This is a genomic window from Clostridium sp. AF34-10BH, assembly GCF_003478095.1.
GTDB lineage: Bacteria > Bacillota > Clostridia > Lachnospirales > Lachnospiraceae > Acetatifactor > Acetatifactor acetigignens.
This window is the reverse complement of record NZ_QUEC01000015.1, coordinates 58,718-78,296: the sequence shown is the minus strand read 5'-3', so window position 1 is coordinate 78,296 and position 19,579 is coordinate 58,718. Positions and strand designations below refer to the sequence as shown.

Below are 19,579 nucleotides of genomic sequence, written 5' to 3'. Positions count from 1 at the left end.
AGGTATAGGAAGTATTAGAATGAAGAAAAAGACATTAGGATTTCTGGCAGCGGTTTTAAGCATGTGTATGCTGGCGGGCTGCGGAGCAAAGGATACAGGAGACGGCACGGATGCAGCGACCGGCGCCGGAGCAGAAAGTACTGCATTGAAGGATATGGATGTGGACAAGTATGTGACACTGGGCGAGTACAAGGGGCTGGAAGTATCCGTAGACACCGTGGAAGTAGATGAGGATGAGTGGGACAGTCTGGTCAATAATGTATATTATGAAAATATTACCGCAGAGAACGGCGGGATTATGGATCGTGCCGTGGAGACCGGAGACACCGTAAACATCGATTACGAAGGCAAAAAGGATGACGTGGCATTTGACGGCGGTACCGCACAGGGATACGATCTGACCATCGGTTCCGGAAGCTTTATTGCCGGATTCGAGGATGGACTGATCGGCGTGATGCCCGGAGAGACAGTGGATCTGAATCTTACATTCCCGGAGAATTACGGAAAATCCGATCTGGCAGGACAGGCTGTGGTATTTACGGTAACGGTAAATTATATTCAGCCCGCACAGGATGGGGAATTCAGTGATGAAGTCATCAGTAACTTCGGTATCGATGGTGTGACGAACGAGGAAGAACTCCGTCAGTACGCTTATGATTATCTGAATGAGAATGCACAGCAGAATTATGAAACCAATGTACAGCAGGCAGTGATGGATGCGTTTATGGCAAATAACACCTTTACTTCCGTGCCGGAGGCTCTGGTACAGAAATATTCTGATGCAGCGGAGAGCAGCATTACCTCCATGGCATCTGCTTACGGTGTGGACGGAGATACGTTCACACAGTATTATTACGGACAGGATCTGGCATCTTTCCTGGCTACCTATTCTGAGGAGGCAGCAAAGCAGGATATTGCCTTGCAGGCAGTGGCGAACAAAGAGAATCTGAACATCAGTGACGAAGAACTGGATCAGATGCTTCAGGACCGCACAACAGCAGCCGGTTATGACACCATCGAGGAGTATATCGGCGAGACCTCCAAGGAAGACTACAGAGAGTATTTCCTCTATGATAAAGTGACAGATTATCTGGTAGAGAACGCAAAGATCACCAACAATTAAATTTTAAAAATAGTATGTGACCGGCGAATAGGATGCGGGCCGGTTCAGATAGAGCACGTCGCAGCGTGCGGATAGGAAAAATTATGGAATTAACAGACATCAGAGAACTTCACCGGGAAAAGGACGTCTATATCGGCAAGGAGATCACCGTAGGCGGCTGGGTGAGGAACAATCGTGACTCCAAGAACTTCGGTTTCCTGGTGATCAACGACGGAACCTTTTTTGAGCCTTTACAGGTAGTATATGGCGATGGACTTGCGAACTTCCAGGAGATCTGCAAGATCAATGTAGGTGCAGCAGTTGTGATCCGCGGCACCATCGTGGCTACCCCCGAGGCAAAGCAGGCATTTGAAATGCAGGCAGCGGAAGTGATCGTGGAAGGACCTTCTACTGCGGATTATCCCTTACAGAAAAAGCGTCACTCCTTTGAGTATCTGCGTACCATCTCTCATCTGAGAGCACGTACCAATACTTTCCAGGCAGTGTTCCGTGTCAGATCCCTGATCGCTTATGCGATCCACACCTTCTTCATGGAGAGGGGATTTGTCTATGTGCATACCCCTCTGATCACCAGTAGTGACTGTGAGGGTGCCGGTGAGATGTTCCAGGTAACGACTCTGGACATGAACAATGTTCCTAAGACCGAGGACGGAAAAGTAGATTACACACAGGATTTCTTCGGCAAACCGGTAAACCTTACCGTAAGCGGACAGCTGGATGTAGAGACCTATGCTTTTGCATTTAAGAACGTATATACTTTCGGCCCCACCTTCCGTGCGGAGAATTCCAACACCACCCGTCATGCGGCTGAGTTCTGGATGATCGAGCCGGAGATCTGTTTTGCGGATCTGAAGGATGATATGATCCTGGCAGAGAGCATGTTAAAGTATGTCATTCGTTACGTATTGGAAAATGCTCCCGAAGAGATGGCATTTTTCAACCAGTTCGTGGATAAGGGACTGATTGAGAGATTGCAGCATGTGGTCAACTCGGATTTTGGTCATGTGACCTACACTGAGGCTATCAAGATCCTGGAGAAGCACAACGATGAGTTCGATTACAAGGTATTCTGGGGATGCGATCTGCAGACCGAGCATGAGAGATACCTGACCGAGAAGGAATTCAAGAGACCTGTATTCGTAACCGATTATCCGAAGGAGATCAAGGCATTCTACATGAAGTTGAACGAGGATGGCAAGACTGTGGCTGCTATGGACTGCCTGGTACCCGGTATCGGCGAGATCATTGGCGGCAGCCAGCGTGAAGACAATCTGGAGATTCTGGAGAAGCGTATGGAAGAGCTGGGACTGAATAAGGAAGATTATCAGTTCTATCTGGATCTGCGCCGCTACGGCTCCGCACGTCATGCAGGCTTCGGACTGGGCTTCGAGCGCTGTGTAATGTATATCACCGGAATGGGCAATATCCGTGACGTTATCCCCTTCCCTCGTACTGTAAATAACTGCGACCTGTAATTATATGGAGTCATTTTACCTATGAAGAAAAAAACTGCCGGCAGAAAAGTAAATAGAGCAAAAAGAAAGTTTTTATGTTATTTTCTTCTGGCAGCGGTGACACTGACAGCCACCGGCTCTGTCTGGGAATCTCCCGCGGAGACGGTGCAGGCGGCACCTTCCATGAGTGAACTGCAGAACAGCATCAACAATCATCAGAACCAGCTGAACAACATCAACAGCCAGATCAATTCCCTACAGGATGAGCAGGATCTGGTGCAGGAGAAGATCGATGACCTGAATGCAGAGATCATCAACACCATGACCAGTATCGGCATGAAGGAGGATGAGATCGCATCGAAGGAGACGGAACTTGCCGACAAGCAGGTGCAGATCGATCAGACGCAGGAAGAATACAATCTTGCCAAGGCAAAGGAAGAAAAGCAGCACAATGATATGATTACCCGGATGCGGATGATGTATGAGAACGATTCTTCGGAGAATTATGTGAACCTTCTGTTACAGGGCGGTGGCCTGAGTGGTATGCTGAACCGGATGGACTTCGTGGAGAGCGTCTACGAGTATGACCGCCAGAAACTGCAGGAATACGAAGAGACCAAGGAACAGGTGCTGGCGCTGTGGAACCAGCTGGAAGAAGAGAAGACCCAGCTGCAGGTCGATAAGGATCAGCTGGAAGCCGATAAGGCGGATCTGGAGAACCAGAAATCGGAACTGGATGTGATGCTGGCCAAGAAAAAGCAGGAATCCGCCAACTATGATGCGGAGATTAAGAAGGCAAAGCAGGAGGCTTCCGTAGCGAAGGCACTGTTGCAGCAGGAACAAAAACAGTTAAAACAGCTGCAGGCGAAGGCACAGCAGGGAAATACTGCCGCAGCCACCGGCACTTATGCAACGACCAATTATACCTCAGTCATCGAAAGTGCCTCCGGCAGTGATATGGGAAAGCGTCTTGCAAAATATGCCTGTCAGTACATAGGCAATCCGTATGTGGCGGGCGGTACCAGCCTGACGAATGGTGCGGATTGTTCCGGATTTACCTTCCGCGTCTACAGTGATTTCGGTTACAGCATTCCCCGTACGTCCTATGAGCAGAGAAGTTGTGGCACCGGTGTGGACTACAGCAATGCACAGCCGGGAGATCTGATCTGTTATGACGGTCATGTGGCTATGTATATTGGCGGCGGGCTGATCGTGCATGCCAGCACACAGCGTACGGGTATCAAGATCAGCAATGCCAATTACCGTCCGATCCTGGCAGTACGACGCGTTGTGTAATTTCATATTTGACATTTGTAAAGTCCCTGTTTTTGCGGAAAACGGGGACTTTTTTTCTTTTTGAAATTATTTTTTCGTGAAATTTGACAAAAGATATCCTTGGTGAAATCGCATATAGACAAAGCAATCTATCTATGATAGGGTGGAGTTATCCGAAATCTGGATGGTTTCGGAAACTGTAAATCTCTGAAATAAGAATTCTAAATAGGCCGTTCGGCCGGGATTTCCAACGATTTTTTTAATAGTACCTTTTATTTTTGTACGCAAATTTACGGATCAGTTCTCTGCTTTTGCAGGGAGAAAATAATGGGGGATCAATGACATACGAAGAATTTAAGAAGGAATTGCGTTGGAATGTGCAGAACATGGAAACGGCACGGGGCAAGACCATACGCCTGCTGGAACGGCACATGGTATGCGGTGATCCGATGGCGGTTCATATCATGAATATTATGAACCGATGTATGTATGGAAGAGAACAGATCATGATACGTGAAGATATGCTCTGCGCATTATGGATGCGTGGAAAAAGAGAATATATACAGCACTGGCTGATACGGCCTTTGTATGAGCGATACGGACAGGAAGGATGGCAGAGTATTTTACCGGAGATCTCGGCGGGCCTGACGGAGGACGATGAAGAAGAGGACATCGTACTCTCCGGGGAGAATCTGAGCTATGCTGTCTGCAGAAGGCATATGATCGTGCGTCCGGTGAATTATGAACGGTGCAGGCAGGAGCTTGGCAATGCCATCTATCGTAAGATTGGAGATGTGGCGCTGGTGCTGCATCTGTTGACCAGTGAGAAGACCGGAAGCAGTCTGACCATACAGGTGTCCCGAGGTATGGTACTGCCATGGAAGCTTACGGAAGACCAGTTGATCACGGAAGCCATGATGAACACCTGCCGCAAGATGCCGCCCAGATTGTTTCTGGGAGATGACAGGAGAAAGTTTTTTCCCTATGAGGAAGGCATTCTGTTGCCGGAAGAGGAAGGGCGTCAGACCTGGATCAGCCCCTGGAACCACAGGGAGGGACAGAGAGGATATCTTCTCACCACTACTGCCAGAATCCATGGGGCTGTGGCCTTTTTCTATCCCGGGGTAAAAGCAATCCTGGCGGAGAAACTGGGCGGGGACTACTATGTAGTCTTTCCAAGCGTACATGAAGCAATCCTGCATCCCGTAGACTGCACCGGTGTACAGGAGATCCGTTCCTCCGTACAGCATATCAATGCCGTCTACGGAGAAGGAGAGATGCTGTCTGACCGGATCTTCTGCTACCACAAGAACCGGAGATTGCTGCAGCTGCTGTGAAACTACATCTTAAAGTAATAACAAAAGCACTCCCGGTTAATGGGAGTGCTTTGTTATTATAGTATATTATTTATAAGTGAATCTATTGTACACTGGGATTTTCCATCAGGAAATGCATGAATTTTCCCTCATCAGAGCTGTCTGAGCAGAATAACTCAAGTTCATCACCATGCTGACCAAGCAAAGCAGCAATGGCAATATATTGGGAAAGTTTGCTCTTCAGATTAAAAATATCACCGTCTACGGATCTTAAAGTAACCTCCCCTTTACAACTGTCAACAATAGCAAGAAACTCGTTTACCTGTTCGATTTTTGATAATTTCATAAGAACCCTCCTTCTCGTATGTACGTGCAATATTTGTTAAAAACAAGGCTGTTATAAACATTATACCTTTTAGAGAAGATAATGCAAGTGATTATTTCGGAGTGAGACCATTATGGTGTGATTTCCACACCGGTGAAGTACATCGTGTCTACATCTCCGGCATATCCGGTCTGCATATACTCATAAAAATGAGTGGGCTCATCGTAATCATAGAACAGGAAACGTCGTTCTCTGGCATCACCTTCCTTGTAATCAAAGATAGCATCCCCCTGTTTGCCATCCAGAAGTCGTGTGTAGGCTTCCAGATAATCAGATTGGGAAATGGGAGCAGAGGAAATCTGTAGTTCATCATAATGCTCACCGACACCCTTTACGAACAGAATAGGATGCTGCCGTTTCTCGGAACTGTCATCATCCTCAATGTTGTATCCGTGGTCCGACAGGATCATAATGGCCGTATTATCATAGACACCGCTGTCTTTCAGTTTTTGCAGATACGTAGCCACGATTGTCATGCTGGCTTCAATGCTTTGTTCGTAGGTGCCGTTTTCAATCTCGTTCATCTGTGCATCCTGATGCCAGGGACTGTGGGCGCCTACCAGATGGATGAATCTGAAGCATTTGTCATCGGTCAGTGTTACCGGTGTCTTTTTCAGGTAGGTATAGAAGGCCTGATTGTCGGAAGAAAAGAGTTCGTAATCACTGATATCATCGGTCTTCTCCAGTGAATTGAATTCCGCCGGGATGGTGAGGCAGAAGCGCTTGAGATCAAAAGGCATGTATTTGAATCCGACCAGCTTGATTTCCAGTTTCATAAATTGTGCAATGGAAGAGATCGTGGGGGTCGTGTCGATCATATTTTCAAACCGGAGCATGCTTTCTTCCAGACGGTAAGCTTCCTCCTCATACATTCCCATGCGGTATCCTCTGGCTTCCAGATCATCAAAGAAAGGAGCTTCCCGATAGACTCTCTTTGCATATTCGATAAATTCTTCCTGATCCTCATACCATTCGCCGGAGAAGAGGTAAGGAACTGAATATGCGGTGAATGGATAGGCCGACATCGTATTATTATAATAAGTAAAATCAGAAAGAGTTTCCTTATATTCGGGATGGTGTTCGATCACCTGTGACATGATGTCTCCGTCTACTGTGTCCAGAACCAGAAGTACAAGGTTTTGATCGGTAGACATTTCCAGTTCCCCATAGGTGGTGTTGATCATAGAAAATTTGTGTTCCAGGCCCTGTTTTGTAAACCCTAGCGTTACAAGAGTCACCAACAGAACCAGACTGATCAGCCCGCTGACAGCACCTGCTGCATCTGCCACCTTTGTAAGCGACAGCTTTTTCACCGTCAGTATCACCAGAACCGCGACTGCCACCCAGAGAGCAACGGAGCCGATACGCAATCCGGAATACTGTGCCCAATCCACCGTACTTCCATCCAGATGAGGCAGATTGCCTATCATGAAATTGCCCTGAATATAAGTGCAGAGGAACGCAATCAGATAAACTGTGAGAAATCCATGATATAGCCTGGTATTTATCTTCGAAACGATGAAAGCCAGCAGGAAGCTGACACCCGTAAATACCGCAAACATCAACAGACAGAGCGGGATCAGATCATAAAAATCAAACCAGAATTCATATTTGTTATTAAAATAAATTTCCAATGGAGCATAAAGAAACAACATAAATCCTGCCGCAACAGAAAGTAAACCGGCGGAACGCAGCCGGAGCTTTGACTCTTTCACAAAAAAACCCTCCCGTATGTTCAAAATGGATACTTGCAAAGTACAACTATTATATTTTGAAACAAAATAATTGTCAAATAGCGGCTTAATTGTCAGGATGCATAACCCCTCAGATACTTTCATACACTGTAAAAAAGTATCCTGAGGGGTTTTCCTTTGAAAGACTATATTGAAGAACGAGCTATAGGGATAGCGGGCTATATCATCGACCACAACGCCACGGTGCGGCAGACCGCCAAGGCATTCGGCATCAGCAAAAGTACGGTACATGCGGATGTAACAATACAGAACGATACAAAAGTAAAATAATATGGAGAATTGAATAGAATTGAAACAAGGGCACTCTCGGGTAGATATCAGGGAGTGCTTTTGTTATAATGAAATCAGGTAACCTTGAGTATTGGTGAGGGGAGATAGAAAATGACAGGAATATATGATTGCTTTGGTTATGGCTCGGGATATGATGTCTCTTTTGAAGAAAGGTACAAATTGATTAGAAAATCGGGATTTGATTGTGTAATGTTGTGGTGGAGCAATCAGTTTGGCAGAGGAGACGGTTATCAAGAGGATGTAAGATTAGCCAGAAGAGCTGGTTTATTAGTAGAAAATATCCATGCGCCTGTGCATGAGCAGAATAATCTGTCACTGGACAATTTGAGTGGTGAAGGCGTATTTCAAAGTTATCTACAATGTGTAGCGGATTGCTGTGAATATGATATACCGACCATGGTGATACATTTGCCAAATGATAATAATCCTTTAAATCAAACAGGAATCAGACGGTTGGCAGAACTTATAAACAAGGCAGAACAAAAGAATATTCAGATTGCTTTTGAGAATTTAAGTAACATTAAAAATTTGAAAATAGTTTTAAATAAATTCACTTCAAATAATGTAGGCTATTGTTATGATAGTTGTCATCATATAAATTATGCACCGGATGAAGATTTGTTGGGAATGCATGGAAACCGGCTGATGGCAATTCATTTACAGGATAACGGCGGTAGTCATAATCAACATCAATTACCATTCGACGGCAATATTAATTGGGATACAGTTATGGAGAAAATTGCCTGTACAGGATACCGGGGAGCTACAACTTTAGAACCAATGAATTGGGATTATTCTCATTTAAATATTTGTCAGTTTTTGGAATTGGCTTATGAAAGGGCAAAAAGGCTTGATTACTTGCGAAAATAATGTAGGTGATGAAAGGATGGAAACAGACGGGGAGTTCAATCAGATTTCTGATTGATTCTGAGGGTTTGGGAGATACTCCCAACAAGCAAAACTGCATTTTGTGTGTACAAATGCACTGCTTGCCAAGTTGTGAATATAGAATTGATTGTAAACTTGAATTTAGAAAAAACAAGGCAGAGAAGAGGATGTTGAGCATAAAAATGTATGCGGATTAGAATTGAGACGCTTGAAAAGGTTTAGTAACATAAAATCTTTTCAAACGTTTTCTTTCACTTTTACGGCTTTGAATGGAATATGATGTAGTCAGGATCGGTGTAATTTTTGAAAAAGTATGGTGGAAATGGACAAAAGTCCAGTATTTTGGGAACGTAATTTAATTTCAAGTGGATTATGCTTAGATTAAATAAAAGGTCTGGTCTAATCTAAGAATCCTTCTCATAGTATGGGAGAGAAGGACAGGCGAGGTAAGGGGGTGTAGCTTTCGCTTGAAACGGACGAAATTAAATTATCGTTTTCATAATCCAAATTCAGCGGAAGATACTGCAGATTTCCTGTGTAAGCTAATGATAGAAGTAAATACCGGGAAAATGGAGAGGGCAATAGAAGAAGCTGCATTGTATACAGAGAATGGGGAATACATATCGGGGGCGCAAACGGAAGTTCGAGAAGAAATATGCGTATGAAAAGCAGGGTGAGAAAACCTTGCTTTTTTTATCTAAAGGAAAATAAATAATCAACACTTAAATGAGAAAAAAGCACATTTAGATGTTGATTATTTTGAAAAAAAGCATATAATAAAAAATAGAAAAGAAGATGAGGTAGCAATTATGTTGATACAGTTTAGCTTTAAAAATTTTAAATCTTTTAGAGAAGAAGCAACTTTGGATTTGTCTGCCACTAAGATGACAGAATTTTCTGAGAGAGTTGTGACCATCGGAAGTGAAAAGATACTGCCGGCTGCTGCTATTTATGGAGCAAACGCAAGTGGTAAGTCAAATATATACAGTGCATTTGAGTATATGGCTGAGTATGTAGTGGATTCTTTCAAATACGGAGATGAGGAAGAGAAGTTTGAGGAGTACAGACCTACTCCGTTTTTGTTTGACTCCACGTCAGTTGATGCAGAATCCAGTTTTGAGGTCTATTTTACCATTCCCGGAGATAAGAACGAGAAGACATATAATTATGGATTCTGCGTTGATAAAGAAGGTGTAACAGAGGAATGGCTGAATTCCAAAGCTAAGACTGCTAGAAAGTATAGTGCAGTATTTTATCGTGGAAATTCTGACGGAGAATTGGATTTATCAGGATTGCCGAAGAATAGCAGGGAAAATATAAGGATCGCACTTGAAAAGCAGGTGTTGATTGCTTCTTTAGGGGCTAAGCTGAAAATCAGTAAATGTAAGGCAATCAGAGACTGGTTTGTTGTTAACGAATTTGCAGATTTTGGAAATCCTATGACAAACTATTTTTTATCTCGAAGACTGCCCAAAGGGTTTGTCGAGGATAAGAATGTTCAGCAGAAAGTAGTAGAATATTTTACGTCTTTTGATGAACATATTAAGGACTTCAGAGTAGAGAAGGTTCCGAATGATGGCGAGTCAAAGGAAGATAAATATAAGATCAATGCACTTCATAAGATGATTGACTCTGACAAGATGGCTGAAATTCCTCTGGGTGCAGAGTCGGCAGGAACATTGAAGATGTTTGCTCTTTATCCGGAATTGCAGGAAGTATTAGAAAAGGGAAGTGTATTTTTTATTGATGAATTAAATGCACGATTACATCCACTTTTGGTAAGAAACTTTTTGCTTACATTCTTGAATCCGAATATTAATGTTAATCATGCACAGCTGGTATTTACAACGCATGATACCTGGCAACTTTCAAATCAACTGCTGCGTCGTGATGAAATCTGGTTTGTTGAAAAGGATGACCGAGGTGTTTCAACATTATATTCTCTTGCAGATTTTGTGGATGAGGATGGAGCACGTATTCGTAAGGACGAAAGCTATGAGAAAAATTATCTGATTGGTAAGTATGGTGCTATTCCGACCTTAAAGAGTATTGATCTATTTAAGGAGGATTGAGCATGGCAAAAGGGGATAGAACAGGGAATAGAAAGACAAGAGAACAAAGAAGAACAATCAAAGTACCGGAATTGGGATATTACTTGATTGTTACAGACACAGAAGGGACAGAACGTTGCTTTTTTACAGGATTACATCAATCCTTGCCGGAAAAAGTTAGAAACAAACTTGTCATTAAAGTCGTAGAAACAAAGACAAGAAGTATGATTGATAAATGCCTGGAGCTAACAGCTTATGAGGCGCAATATCGTATTCCTTGGATTGTGTTTGACAGAGATCAGGTAATAGAATTTGATCAAATCATCGCTGAGGCAGAGAAAAAAGACATACAAGTAGGATGGTCCAATCCGTGTTTTGAAATATGGATGTATGCTTACTTTGGCGCAATGCCGGTAATCCGGGATTCGTGGATATGCTGCTCTGAGTTCGGACGAGTATATGAGAGCAAGACGGGACAGAAGTATTCCAAGGCGGATGAAAAGATGTATGGAAAAATCAGCAATGCAGGGAATGAGGAAAAGGCAATACAGATAGCACAGCAGAAATTGGAGCAGTGTGAACGTGAAGGTAAAAAGAAACCATCAGAGATGTGCCCAGGGACGACAGTGCATAAGTTGGTGGGGGAGATACGTCATATAATAAGTAACTGATAAATTCTGGGGAGAAGTAAATGCTTAGGATAAAACAGATTAGGATAAAGAATTTTAGATCTATAGTTGATTTAGATATAAATGTTGATAAAATGAACATTTTTGTGGGACTAAATGATGCGGGAAAATCGAATATCTTGAAAGCGTTAAATTTGTTTTTTAATAATGAGACAGAACCTGGTTGTGCATTTGATTTTGAAACTGATTATTCGAAGTATGCGCCTGTGAGGAAAAAGAAAGCGAAGGAGATTGAGATTTCCATTGTTTTTGCAATACCTGTACGTTATAGCTATCATGAGGATGTTGAATGGATTAAGACATGGCGCGATGGAGGAATGCATGGAGATAACAGCAGTGAATGGAATTTTACGCCATATTCTAAAGTACCAACGTTATTAAAGCGTATTAGATATAAATATGTTCCAGCTGTAAAAAGTGATAACTATTTTAAATTATTATTAGCAGATTTGTATATGTCAATTGCAAAAGAAGTCAATAGTGAGTTGATTCAGAAGGCAGAAGAGTACTCTCTTGCATTGGATGGATTTACACAAAAAATTGGTTTAAGAGTTCAGAAAATAGTGGGCATAAAAAGCAACCTTATAATGCCAACAAATCAAGTAGATATATTTAAGGAACTCGTTTTTGCAACAAATGATAAGAGTGGCAAGAGTGTTGAACTATCATACAGGGGAGATGGAATAAAAGCGGTACATATTCCGGCTATTTTGAAATATATTTCAGAGCAAGACAATCGATTAATGACTAATACATCTGTACCTATTACTACCATATGGGGATATGAAGAACCTGAAAATGGTATTGAAATGAAAAAATGTTTTGATCTTGCAAAGGAACTTTTGGGATTTTCATTTGAGGTTCAAGAATTTATTACAACACATTCGCCAGCTTTTTACCAACTTGGGAATGAGAATGGGGTAAAAGTATATTATGTGTATAAAGATGAAGTTGACTTTTCTAGTAAAATATGCGAAGAGATAGATTACATTGAATTACATGATAAGGTTGGGATAATGCCTATAATCGCCCCCATTGTTGAAGAGAAACAGAAAGAACTGTTATCAATGAAGATGCTACTTACAAATGCTAAGTTTGTAGATATAGAAACAATTTTTGTTGAAGGAGTAACAGATAAGGCATACTTGGAGATGGCAATCCATGCATATTCTCAATTACTTAGTAGGAAAATAAAAGATGGAGAATTACAAATTGTAACAAGAGAGGAAAATGGATGTGGTACGGGGTTATTAGTTGGTTGGGCGATTGCGTGGATGCATTTAAACTATAATAGTAAAGCTGTAGTACTTTTTGACGCGGATAAAGAAGGGATAAAGGCTAAAAAAACAATTAATGGGGAAAAAAAGAACATAAAAAGAAATTATAAATTAGGGGTTGTTTTATTACAAGCAACAGAAGATATTAAGCGTGTCAATAACAAAATTAATAATGCAATTTCCTTTACTGTAGAACATCTGCTTTCTTATGAATGCTGGAAAAGTATTAAAGAAAATAACTGGGCAGAAGAGAGAAAACAAAATGAATTGTTTGATACTTTCAGCAATGTTATGGACATGACGAAGGCGTTGACTTGTATAATAGATGAGCTGGTTGATGATAGAGATTTAAAGGAAACAATTATTTCGTATGTTCCGAAGGATGAAAAAAAGGGTCAAATACTCAGTTTTGTTAAGCGTGAGGTGAATCGTGGGAATATTTCGGTATTGGAGGGTTTTAGAAATACTATCAAAATGTTGGAGAAAGAGTTTAGATAAAATGGATATGAGAAATTAAGGCTGGATATTTTTATTATGCATATGGATACAAAAACAGCATAATAAGGCTCAAGTACATGTGTATTATGGAGATTATGAGGCTGCTGTAGGAATTGACGGGGAATTATTGGCAGGAGCTCTTCCCCAAAAAAACTAAAAATGGTGGTCGGGTGGCTGGCATTCCATGAGGAGGAAGCATATAAAGCATGGAATCTGGCAGTACGTGGAGAACATTTTGATAAGATTGCTTCCATATAAGGAGGTGCTTTGAATGTATATTATTGGTGATGTATGTTGCGCAGGAGACAAAACACAAAATATCAAAGTAAAAGAAGCGAAGGTTTTACGTGGGGGTATGTTATTGCTCACGTTTTCTACAGGAGAGCAACGGCTTTTTGATACAACGCTGTTGAAGGGATCAGCGTTTGAACCATTGAAGGATGAAAAGGTATTAGCATATTTTAATATTTTTCATGGTGTTATGACATGGATGAACGGTGATATTGATATTGCGCCAGAGACGATGTATGCTGACAGCTATCCGTATACAGCCCAAAGTGTAAGTGTTGCAGTTGGATAAGTAATACTTTATTGTAAGACAGGCTCATAGTAGGTAATAAAGGAAAAACACATGAACGAAAAAACACAAGAAAATATTAAAACAGAGGATAGTAAGCTACTCTATGAAAAACTTGCCGAAGGTATCAGTAGCATGAAATCTGGTGAAATATATACTATCGAAGAAGCCTGGCAGGAAATTGACCAACTATAATGAAATCAACCCCAATCCCTATCATAACCCCTCAGATACTTTCATACACTGTAAAAAAGTATCCTGAGGGGTTTTCCTTTGAAAGACTATATTGAAGAACGAGCTATAGGGATAGCAGGCTATATCATCGAGCACAATGCCACGGTGCGGCAGACAGCGAAGGCGTTCGGTATCAGTAAAAGCACGGTACATAAGGACGTGACAGAGCGGCTGATCCAGGTGAATCCGGCGTTGGCGAAGCAGGCGCGGAAGGTATTGGATGTGAATAAATCCGAGCGTCATATCCGGGGCGGACTGGCTACCAGAGAGAAGTATCTGCACCAGCACTAGATATTCGATGAGACAAATCATTCTATACGGGAAAGTGTCTTGAAATACCGGGTACCAACTTATATAATGGATACATAGCTATATGGGACAAAGCAGTTGGGACATAAGATACAAAAGATATCATGACCTTTGCGCAGCAGAATCACTTATGAGGAGAGAAAAACGAAATGGCAACAGAGTTTCTGAATGATGCACGGAAAGAGATCGAAGGACGGACAGCAGACTTTTACGGGGCACTGAAAGCCTTCTATCAGGGCAACGGGGAAGCGGAACAGAACCTGATGGAGCAGACAACCCAGCCTTTCTGGCAAAGTCTGCGCCTGAGCAGAAAAAGACTGCAGCAGCGGGAACTGACGGTGGATATGGAGATGCAGGAACCGGTGCAGCCTGCGGATTACGATGGCCCCAAAAAGGACGGCTATGATTACACCTGCCACCGGACCAAAGCCGTGAAGATGAGACGTACCTATTACCGCAAAGGGAAAAAAATCGCAACCCTGAAGACACCGGAGATCGTGGAAGCCAATTTTCTGAAAGCGGATGTGCAGGGGGATATGGCGATCTGCCCCAACTGTGGTCATGAAGGAAAATTATCCAGCTATATCGATGGCTGTGATGCCTGCGGAGCAAAGTTTCTGGTCAGTGACTTCGAGACGAAAGTATCCGGCTTCTCGCTGGAAGAGAACGCAAGGCAGAAAAGCATTTCCAACTTTATCAAAGCCGGAGTGACAGTAGGAATCGTAGCGGCTGCCCTTGGACTGCTGGCGATCTGTGCGGGCGGCATTATGTTTTTGCTGCTGGCTTTGGGGAGAAATGGTTATAACGCGGTCAAAGCGGCAGCGGCAATGATGCTTGGTATCGGATTTGCCCCGGTGTTTTTCCAGTCTCTGTTTTTCATGGCGATCATATTCGTAGTAATGATTGTTGTAATGGAGAAACATAGAAAGCCGAAGATTCAGGACGAGTCAAAAGTAAAGGCTCTGATCCCCCAATTTTCCACAGGTAATTTTCTACAGAATCTCGAGTACCAGCTACGGATGATCCACATGGCAGATACCGCAGAGCAGGTGCGCTTTTTCGCAGCCTGTGATCTGACAGGTATAGTGGAACGGTATCAGAATGTAGTGGATTGCTGCATCTGCGGCGTACGTTTTCTGGAAGCGGAAGCAGTGGAGGATCGGTACAGATTGGGCGTGGAAGTGAAAATGCGCCTGACCCAGGATACGGGTAGTAAAATCCGCAACCGCTATGAGAAGCTGCGGCTGGAACTGGAAGGCAGACAGGAGGTCGTGACACAGCATGGCAAGGCGCTTCGGGAATATAAATGCCCGAACTGCGGTGGCAGTGTGGATATCTTGGGCGGCGGAGTATGTGACTATTGTAATGCAGCAGTGGATTACCGGAATTTCGGCTGGATCATCACATCCTATAGGAATCTGGGACAGCCGGAGAACCCCTATGCCAAAATACTGGCAGCAGCCCTGGGCATCTACGGGATTATACTGGCTTTTAGCCTGGTGCTCATGATCTGTTCCGAGGACGGAAAAGAAACCATGGAGATCTGGCAGAGCATCGGCAGGTCATCGGAATACCTGAAAGCCGTGAAACAGGATATTGTATATCCGGATGACGTGTTGGACGGTCTCACGGAGACGGACAGTGAGGAAGGCAGATTTGCTTCCGCGAAGACCTATACCTGCGGAGACAGCGAGGTAGTAAAAGAAGCTTATCATGAAGCCCTTTTAGAGAGAGGATTCCTGGAGATGCAGCAGTATCCGGAAGGCTTCTCCGTGTATAAGATCGAAGATCCTTCAGAATATATCGTAGACGAAGAAGAGGAGATGTTCTATCTTGTGATCCGCGCAGAAAATGCATCGGAAGGAATTGCGGTGACTGCGACACTGGTGGATGAGAACTGGGATCCGGTACAGGAATAAAAATAGAATAAGAAAATGCGACAAAGGGCCCGGAGGAGAAATCTTCCGGGCCCTTTTAGAGGGAAAGTGTTCGTTGTAAGCTTATTGTGTAAGAGGAATTCTGTGGACCACCCTGCGATAGAGCTTCCACAGGAGCACAGCAGGGAAACTGATTGCCAGATATGCTGTGGATAAAAGTCCGGTAGCACCGCCTACGATTGCAATAATTAAAATTCCGATGTTCATGATGGATTCCTCGCTTTTTTGTCAGTCTGTAAAGTGCTTGCTGATTCCTTCAAAAACTTTACATATCGTATTATAGTAAACGGATCTCCCTGGGTGAATAGTTTTGCCAGACCCTTAACACCATTTTGTCGGGATATTTACAAAATCTTTGCAACACGTTTACAGAATCTTAACGGCAGGACTTACGGTCGGGAACGATCCCGGGAGTTAGGTTTGCAATAGTAGGGAATATCAAGTATAATAGAGAAAATTGACTGTTGCTCAGAGAAAAATAGTCGGAGAAAATAAAACGGAGGTAGGAATATGAGTATGACACTGGAACAGGCTAAGGAGAAGCTTGCTAAGTATGGTCAGGAACATGTTCTGAAGTATTACGGGGAGCTCAACGAGGAAGAGAAGCAGGGAATTCTGGATCAGATCGAAACTACGGATATGAGCATTCTGGAAGCTTGCAAGCATAAAGAAGATCTGGCAAAAAAAGGAGTGATCACACCGTTGGCTGCCATGCAGTTAGACGAAATCGAAGCAAACAGGGAGGAATTTACCGCAACCGGTATCGAAGCGATCCGACAGGGCAAGGTAGCAGCGGTCCTTCTGGCCGGTGGTATGGGCACCAGACTGGGATCTGACAATCCCAAGGGAATGTACAATGTGGGACTGACTCATGAACTGTATATTTTTGAATGCCTGATCAATAATCTGATGGAAGTCGTACATCAGGCAGACAGCTGGATCCATCTGTTCGTAATGACCAGTGATAAGAACAACGATGCGACCATAGCCTTTTTAAAGGAGCATGATTTCTTCGGATATAATGCGGAATATGTGCATTTCTTTAAACAGGAGATGGCTGCGGCTACCGATTATGAAGGTAAGATCTATCTGGAGGAAAAGGGCAAGCTGTCCACTTCCCCCAATGGTAACGGCGGCTGGTTCATTTCCATGAAAAACAATGGCATGCTGGACATTGTACACAGAGAAGGCATTGAGTGGATCAATGTATTTGCCGTGGATAATGTATTGCAGCGAATCGCAGATCCCTGCTTCATCGGAGCTACTATTCAGAAAAATTGTGTGGTAGGCTCCAAGGTGGTCCGCAAGAATGCACCGGATGAGAAGGTAGGCGTTATGTGCTTAGAGGATGGCAGACCTTCTATCGTAGAATATTATGAACTGACCGATGAACTGATGAATGCTAAGGATGAGAAGGGAGAACCCGCGTATAATTATGGTGTGATCCTGAATTATCTGTTCAAGGTACAGGATCTGGAAAAGATCATGGCAGAGAAGATGCCGCTGCATATCGTAGAGAAGAAGATCCCTTATCTGGATGCTGCAGGAGAGTTGGTAAAGCCGGATACTCCCAATGGTTATAAATTCGAGAGTCTGGTGCTGGATATGATCCATCAGATGGACAGCTGCCTGCCTTTTGAGGTAGTCAGAAGAAAAGAATTTGCGCCGATCAAGAACAAGACCGGTGTGGACTCTGTGGAAAGTGCCAGAGAACTGCTCACCGAGAATGGTGTGGTGCTGTAAACATTTCGACAGATTTTCACAACATAAGGTTATTGAGGAATCGATAGAATTACAGTAATCTGATACTGTAAGAAACGAAGAAAAAATTTCATCCGGCTCTGACAGATGAGAGATTGTGCAGCCGCCATAGTGAACAAATAGTATTGTCCTATGCACGGCGGATAGGAGAGAGTGTATGAGAATTTTGGTAACAGGTGGTGCCGGATTCATCGGCAGTCATACCGTAGTGGAATTACAGCAGGCAGGCTATGATGTAGTCGTATTGGATAATCTCTGCAATGCAAGTGAGAAAGTGATCCCCAGAGTAGAAGCCATCACAGGCAAGAAGGTTCCTTTCTATAAGGCAGACATTCTGGACCGTGAAGCTCTGGAAGAGATCTTCAGCAAGGAACAGATCGACGCAGTCATTCATTTTGCAGGACTGAAGGCAGTCGGTGAGTCCGTACAGAAGCCCTGGGAATATTATGAGAACAATATTGCCGGTACCCTGACTCTGGTAGATGTCATGAGAAAACATGGTGTGAAGAGCATTATCTTCTCTTCCAGCGCTACCGTATACGGCAACCCCGCATTTGTTCCCATTACGGAGGAATGCCCCAAGGGACAGTGCACCAACCCTTACGGCTGGACGAAATCTATGCTGGAGCAGATCCTGACGGATATCCAGAAGGCAGATCCCGAATGGAATGTGATTCTGCTTCGTTACTTCAACCCGATCGGAGCTCACAAGAGCGGTACCATTGGCGAGAATCCCAACGGTATCCCCAACAACCTGATGCCTTATATCACACAGGTAGCAGTCGGCAAGCTGAAAGAGCTGGGTGTCTTCGGTGATGATTACGATACCCCCGACGGAACCGGTGTACGTGACTACATCCATGTCGTTGATCTGGCAAAGGGCCACGTAAAGGCTCTGAAGAAGATTGAGGAGAATGCAGGACTGAAGATCTACAATCTGGGAACTGGTGTGGGCTACAGTGTTCTGGACATCGTGAAGAACTTCGAAGCAGCTACCGGCGTGAAGATTCCTTACGTGATCAAACCCCGCCGTGCAGGCGATATCGCCACCTGCTATTCCGATGCTTCTCTGGCAGAGAAGGAACTTGGCTGGAAGGCTGAGAACGGCATCAAAGAGATGTGCGAAGACTCCTGGAGATGGCAGAAGAACAATCCGAATGGATATGAAGAATAATCTATAGTTTAGTAAATGGAAAGTTAGCATAGCTACGAGCCATGCAGAAATAGAGTGGAACAGCGTCGATGGGAGCTTGCGCACAAGCGACGCTGTTTCGCTCTATTTCTGCATGGTTCGTAGCGTAGGGCTGTCATGCAAGGGAGCCTGCCGCAAACATCCTGTTCATTCCATCCTGTCTTTCAATGCTTTTCGAGAAAAAATCACCACCTTCCGACAATCATTCTTGGAAGGACATTCCATCTGACGTGGGCGTTTTGTGCTTTCTCATAATATCTGTACACTATAGGCATTTCTATTGCTTTGGTGCAAATCGCATCAAAATATCAAAATCAGTACAAAAAACTTCTAAATCCAACATTTTTTGTACTGATTTTATTATTTTTCCCATTTTAGCGAAAATAAGCTCTTATAAAAGGCCAAAATCTCCTGCTTTTGTATTTTTTTAGCAAAAAACGGCATTTTCAATACAAACAGAACTTCCGGAGTGGTGGCAGCCCATACTACAGCTGGTTGTTGACATTTTCTTAAAAAGTGTTAGAAGGCAGGGGCAATGCGGACACGATGTCAGCCGGAGATTTTAAGC

At 43.5% G+C, this 19,579-nt stretch carries 18 protein-coding genes and 1 pseudogene; 16 read left to right on the top strand and 3 right to left on the bottom strand.

Features of this window, described 5'->3' with window-relative positions:
- Window positions 1-19 precede the first annotated feature (19 nt).
- From tig to DWZ61_RS11245, 4 genes are all read left to right on the top strand, one after another.
- Window positions 20-1,123 (top strand): trigger factor, encoded by a 1,104-nt coding sequence (tig, locus tag DWZ61_RS11260; protein WP_022312685.1) that lies wholly within the window; start codon window positions 20-22, stop codon window positions 1,121-1,123.
- 83 nt (window positions 1,124-1,206) lie between these two features.
- Window positions 1,207-2,598: an asparagine--tRNA ligase gene (asnS, locus tag DWZ61_RS11255; protein ID WP_117466426.1), complete on the top strand. Its 1,392-nt coding sequence runs from the start codon at window positions 1,207-1,209 to the stop codon at window positions 2,596-2,598.
- Window positions 2,599-2,619: 21 nt separating this feature from the next.
- The gene (locus tag DWZ61_RS11250; protein ID WP_118538566.1) at window positions 2,620-3,873 is read left to right on the top strand and encodes a C40 family peptidase; all 1,254 of its coding nucleotides are present in this window, start codon (window positions 2,620-2,622) and stop codon (window positions 3,871-3,873) included.
- Between the two features lie 317 nt (window positions 3,874-4,190).
- Window positions 4,191-5,189 (top strand): DUF5688 family protein, encoded by a 999-nt coding sequence (locus DWZ61_RS11245; RefSeq protein WP_118538564.1) that lies wholly within the window; start codon window positions 4,191-4,193, stop codon window positions 5,187-5,189.
- 82 nt (window positions 5,190-5,271) lie between these two features.
- On the opposite strand, the gene DWZ61_RS11240 is transcribed toward DWZ61_RS11245, so the two are convergent.
- Both DWZ61_RS11240 and DWZ61_RS11235 read right to left on the bottom strand, forming a co-directional pair.
- Window positions 5,272-5,514 (bottom strand): hypothetical protein, encoded by a 243-nt coding sequence (locus tag DWZ61_RS11240; RefSeq protein WP_022312681.1) that lies wholly within the window; start codon window positions 5,512-5,514, stop codon window positions 5,272-5,274.
- Window positions 5,515-5,624: 110 nt separating this feature from the next.
- Window positions 5,625-7,268, bottom strand: a complete 1,644-nt coding sequence (locus tag DWZ61_RS11235; RefSeq protein WP_172594691.1) for a sulfatase-like hydrolase/transferase — start codon at window positions 7,266-7,268, stop codon at window positions 5,625-5,627.
- 156 nt (window positions 7,269-7,424) lie between these two features.
- Here DWZ61_RS11235 and DWZ61_RS11230 point away from each other — a divergent pair.
- From DWZ61_RS11230 to DWZ61_RS11185, 10 genes and pseudogenes are all read left to right on the top strand, one after another.
- Window positions 7,425-7,550 (top strand): annotated as a pseudogene (locus tag DWZ61_RS11230) (sporulation transcriptional regulator SpoIIID); the annotation flags it as partial.
- A 138-nt stretch (window positions 7,551-7,688) separates the two neighbouring features.
- A complete protein-coding gene (locus DWZ61_RS11225; RefSeq protein WP_117466421.1) occupies window positions 7,689-8,468 on the top strand; it encodes a sugar phosphate isomerase/epimerase family protein in 780 nt (259 codons plus the stop codon).
- Window positions 8,469-9,295: 827 nt separating this feature from the next.
- Window positions 9,296-10,558 (top strand): ATP-binding protein, encoded by a 1,263-nt coding sequence (locus tag DWZ61_RS11215; RefSeq protein WP_117466419.1) that lies wholly within the window; start codon window positions 9,296-9,298, stop codon window positions 10,556-10,558.
- 2 nt (window positions 10,559-10,560) lie between these two features.
- Entirely contained in the window at window positions 10,561-11,208 is a 648-nt protein-coding gene (locus DWZ61_RS11210; protein WP_117466418.1) for an RloB family protein, read from the top strand.
- Between the two features lie 20 nt (window positions 11,209-11,228).
- Complete coding sequence (locus DWZ61_RS11205; protein WP_118538560.1) at window positions 11,229-13,001, top strand: AAA family ATPase; 1,773 nt, start codon at window positions 11,229-11,231, stop codon at window positions 12,999-13,001.
- Between the two features lie 79 nt (window positions 13,002-13,080).
- Window positions 13,081-13,158, top strand: a complete 78-nt coding sequence (locus DWZ61_RS20200) for a hypothetical protein (RefSeq protein ID WP_243026393.1) — start codon at window positions 13,081-13,083, stop codon at window positions 13,156-13,158.
- A gap of 114 nt (window positions 13,159-13,272) precedes the next feature.
- The gene (locus DWZ61_RS11195) at window positions 13,273-13,581 is read left to right on the top strand and encodes a DUF2442 domain-containing protein (protein ID WP_118538558.1); all 309 of its coding nucleotides are present in this window, start codon (window positions 13,273-13,275) and stop codon (window positions 13,579-13,581) included.
- 51 nt (window positions 13,582-13,632) lie between these two features.
- On the top strand, window positions 13,633-13,773 hold the full coding sequence (locus DWZ61_RS19760) for a hypothetical protein (RefSeq protein WP_172594692.1): 141 nt from the start codon (window positions 13,633-13,635) through the stop codon (window positions 13,771-13,773).
- A gap of 78 nt (window positions 13,774-13,851) precedes the next feature.
- Complete coding sequence (gene spoIIID / locus DWZ61_RS11190) at window positions 13,852-14,103, top strand: sporulation transcriptional regulator SpoIIID (RefSeq protein ID WP_118538556.1); 252 nt, start codon at window positions 13,852-13,854, stop codon at window positions 14,101-14,103.
- A 167-nt stretch (window positions 14,104-14,270) separates the two neighbouring features.
- Entirely contained in the window at window positions 14,271-16,040 is a 1,770-nt protein-coding gene (locus DWZ61_RS11185) for a prepilin peptidase (RefSeq protein ID WP_118538554.1), read from the top strand.
- 81 nt (window positions 16,041-16,121) lie between these two features.
- Here the strand turns inward: DWZ61_RS11185 and DWZ61_RS19755 are convergent, their stop codons facing one another.
- Window positions 16,122-16,265: a hypothetical protein gene (locus DWZ61_RS19755; RefSeq protein WP_022153308.1), complete on the bottom strand. Its 144-nt coding sequence runs from the start codon at window positions 16,263-16,265 to the stop codon at window positions 16,122-16,124.
- 303 nt (window positions 16,266-16,568) lie between these two features.
- Between DWZ61_RS19755 and DWZ61_RS11180 the strand changes: the two genes are divergently transcribed.
- The gene (locus tag DWZ61_RS11180) at window positions 16,569-17,801 is read left to right on the top strand and encodes a UDPGP type 1 family protein (protein WP_347475434.1); all 1,233 of its coding nucleotides are present in this window, start codon (window positions 16,569-16,571) and stop codon (window positions 17,799-17,801) included.
- 175 nt (window positions 17,802-17,976) lie between these two features.
- Window positions 17,977-18,993, top strand: a complete 1,017-nt coding sequence (gene galE, locus DWZ61_RS11175; protein ID WP_022153306.1) for a UDP-glucose 4-epimerase GalE — start codon at window positions 17,977-17,979, stop codon at window positions 18,991-18,993.
- The last annotated feature ends 586 nt before the right edge of the window (window positions 18,994-19,579 follow it).